This window comes from Variovorax sp. 01T439_2 (assembly GCF_056398445.1).
The window spans coordinates 1-2,634 of sequence record NZ_JBFTPJ010000841.1; the positions used below are offsets into that span (position 1 = coordinate 1).

General features: G+C 67.5%; 4 protein-coding genes. All 4 read right to left on the minus strand.

Annotated elements, in window-relative coordinates:
- Nucleotides 1-413, minus strand: a 413-nt coding sequence (locus tag AC1DOC_RS28595) for a hypothetical protein (RefSeq protein WP_478131012.1), incomplete at its 3' end; no start/stop codon positions are given.
- A gap of 71 nt (nucleotides 414-484) precedes the next feature.
- Entirely contained in the window at nucleotides 485-661 is a 177-nt protein-coding gene (locus AC1DOC_RS28600; protein WP_018903635.1) for a hypothetical protein, read from the minus strand.
- Nucleotides 662-674: 13 nt separating this feature from the next.
- Nucleotides 675-1,598 carry a UDP-3-O-acyl-N-acetylglucosamine deacetylase gene (lpxC, locus tag AC1DOC_RS28605; RefSeq protein WP_478131013.1) on the minus strand — a complete coding sequence of 308 codons (924 nt, stop codon included), beginning with the start codon at nucleotides 1,596-1,598 and terminating at the stop codon, nucleotides 675-677.
- 205 nt (nucleotides 1,599-1,803) lie between these two features.
- Nucleotides 1,804-2,634: cell division protein FtsZ (locus AC1DOC_RS28610; RefSeq protein ID WP_478131014.1), on the minus strand; the 831-nt coding region annotated here is incomplete at its 5' end.

The window sequence follows — 2,634 nt, forward strand, 5'->3', positions numbered from 1 at the left end:
ACCCAGGGCCGCGTGATCTCCGGGCTGCCCAGGTTGATGTAGCGGCCGACCAGTGTGTCGGGCCCGATGTACCGGACGTCGAGCAGGGCCTGGCGCTTGCCGCCGTTCCAGTCGAACAGCAGGTAGAAGCGGCCGCCGGCCACCTTGGCCATCGCCTTGCCTTCCTTCCAGTCCTGTGCGGTGTCGCCTGGCATGGCCGGGTCCGCGCCGCCGTTCCATCGGCTCGACCACGCGCCCGCGATCGAGTCGGGAAGCTCTTCGGTGACCGACCCCCAGCGTTGCGCGTTCGGGTCGTCGGCGCCGCCGCCCAGTTCGATGCTGTCGGCGAATGCGTCCACGTCGGGACCGTCCGGGTCCGGCGCGTCCTGCACGCCGAACGGATTCCTCGTGGAATGTTCAGGGTGTGTGTTCATGGCGCCATCGTGCGCCCGCCGCCTCCGTCCGGCATGCCGTTTCCGGACATGCGAATGCGGGAGGAATAAAGCTACACCACGCGTTCGGCGATCAGCACCGCAAAAAAGCCGAAGGCCGCGAGCAGCGTCCACTTGAGCACGATCCAGCCGAAGCTCCGGTACTTGGCCTGGCCCGTTCCCGCATAGAACGCGAACGACACGCCCGCCACCAGCAGGAGCAGCAGGATGGCCCAGCGGAAGAGAAGCATTGCCGAACGCGGCCTACCAGGCCCGCGCCACTTCGCCGAAGCCGCGCGGTGCGCGCTTTTCGTCTTCGAAGGTGACGACCTCGTAGGCATCGCTGTGGGCCAGCAGTTCGCGCAGCAGCTTGTTGTTGAGCGCGTGGCCTGAGCGGAATGCGGTGTAGGCCGCGAGCAGCGGCTTGCCGATGATGTACAGGTCGCCCATGGCGTCGAGGATCTTGTGCTTCACGAACTCGTCGTCGTAGCGCAGGCCCCCGGCATTGAGCACCTTGGTGTCGTCCATCACGATGGCGTTGTCCAGGCCGCCGCCGAGCGCGAGGCCCTTGCTGCGCATGTATTYGACTTCCTTGGTGAAGCCGAAGGTGCGCGCGCGTGCGATGTCGCGGCTGTAGGAATCGGTGCCGAGGTCGAACTCCACGCGCTGGYCGGTGGAATTGACCACGCGGTGGTCGAAGTCGATCTCGAAGCTCAGCTTGTAGCCGTGGTAGGGCTCCAGGCTCGCCCACTTCTCGTTGGCGCCCTCGCCCTCGCGCACCTCGACCTTGCGCGTCACGCGGATGAAGCGGCGCGGCGCCTTCTGCAGCTCGATGCCCGCGCTTTGCAGCAGGAACACGAAGGACGAGGCCGACCCGTCGAGGATCGGCACTTCGTCGGCCGTGATGTCGATGTAGAGGTTGTCGATGCCCAGGCCCGCGCAGGCCGACATCAGGTGCTCGACCGTCTGCACCTTGGCGCCGCCGGTCGAGACGGTGGAGGCCAGGCGCGTGTCGGTCACCGCTTCGGCGGTCATGCGGATGTCGACCGGCTCGGGCAGGTCGACGCGCCGGAACACGATGCCGGTGTCCACCGGTGCGGGGCGCAGCGTCAGCTCCACGCGCTGTCCGCTGTGAAGCCCCACGCCCACGGCGCGGCTGATCGACTTGAGGGTTCGTTGTTGCAGCACGCCGAAGATTTTAGGCGCGCGGCGGCCATGCCGCCCTATTCCCCTCGCTATGGCAGCGATAGACATGGGTTCTATGCCCACCGGCCGGCGATGGACGCAAGGGGCACGAAGCGAACGCAGCGCCTAGAGCCGGCAGAAGTCCCTTTCAGGTCTTCCCCGCACCCCTTGCGAACCTTCGTGCCCTCTGCGTTCGGTTGCCCTGCCGTCAATCGGCTTGACGGCGCAGGAATGCCGGGATCTCGAAGTCGTCCATGCCGCCCGACGACAGCGCGTCCACCTTGGCCGCGGCCATGGTGCGGTTGGTGCGCCACACGCTGGGAACGGCCATGCCGTCGTAGTTCGGCTGGTTGCCGCCGCCGTGGCCGGCGTGGCCCGCATGGCCGGCGCCGAGCGTGGGCACGTTGAACGGGATGTTGTCGGTGCCGGTGCGGATCACTTCGAGCGTGGGGGCCTGGCGGCGCGCATCGGCGCGCGAGAGACCGGTGGCGACCACCGTCACGCGCATYTGGTCGCCCAGGCTCTCGTCGTAGGCCGCGCCGTAGATCACGTGCGCATCGGGCGAGGCATAAGCGCGGATGGTGTTCATCGCGAGCTTCGACTCGTTCAGCTTCAGCGAGCCCTTCGATGCGGTCACCAGCACCAGCACGCCCTTGGCGCCCGAGAGGTCGATGCCTTCGAGCAGCGGGCAGGCCACGGCCTGCTCGGCGGCGATGCGCGCGCGGTCCGGGCCTGCAGCGGCCGCCGTGCCCATCATGGCCTTGCCGGGCTCGCCCATCACGGTGCGCACGTCTTCGAAGTCGACGTTCACGCCGCCGTACTCGTTGATGATTTCCGAGATGCCGCCGACGGCGTTCTTGAGCACGTCGTTGGCGTGCGCGAAAGCTTCGTCCTGTGTGATGTCCTCGCCCAGCACGTCGAGCAGCTTCTCATTGAGCACCACGATCAGCGAGTCGACGTTGGCCTCGAGCTCGGCCAGGCCGGCGTCGGCGTTGGTCATGCGGCGACCGCCTTCCCAGTCGAAGGGCTTGGTCACCAC